The organism is Photorhabdus sp. RM71S (assembly GCF_042879355.1).
Taxonomy (GTDB): domain Bacteria; phylum Pseudomonadota; class Gammaproteobacteria; order Enterobacterales; family Enterobacteriaceae; genus Photorhabdus; species Photorhabdus kayaii.
The window spans coordinates 1-310 of the sequence record NZ_JBHFKV010000241.1; the positions used below are offsets into that span (position 1 = coordinate 1).

The 310-nt window shown below is 41.3% G+C and carries 1 pseudogene; it reads right to left on the reverse strand.

From position 1 onward, the window contains the following. Window positions 1-310: pseudogene (locus ACGF5R_RS24715) on the reverse strand (hypothetical protein); the annotation flags it as partial.

Genomic DNA, 310 nt, shown 5'->3' on the forward strand with positions numbered 1-310 from the left:
TAATTTAATGTTCTTTGGATTTAATAACGCACTGCTATTAAGCTTGTGGACCCCACCAACTTCAAAGGGTGTGAGATAACTTGCTGCAATATCACGCACGAACACTTTAGCTTTTAGATTGCTCTTGCTCGCACCAACAGAACCCACAGATTTAACAGTAAAAGGCGTTGGGTTATCTAACTTACGTTCTATCGCCTTTTTTTCAGCTTGTTCGATCTGCCGGGCAACTTTTGTTAATGCCTGAGCAGTGGCAAACGGGACTTGCTTCTTTATTTGAGTCAGCTTATTAGACAGTTCTTTTAATCCTGCC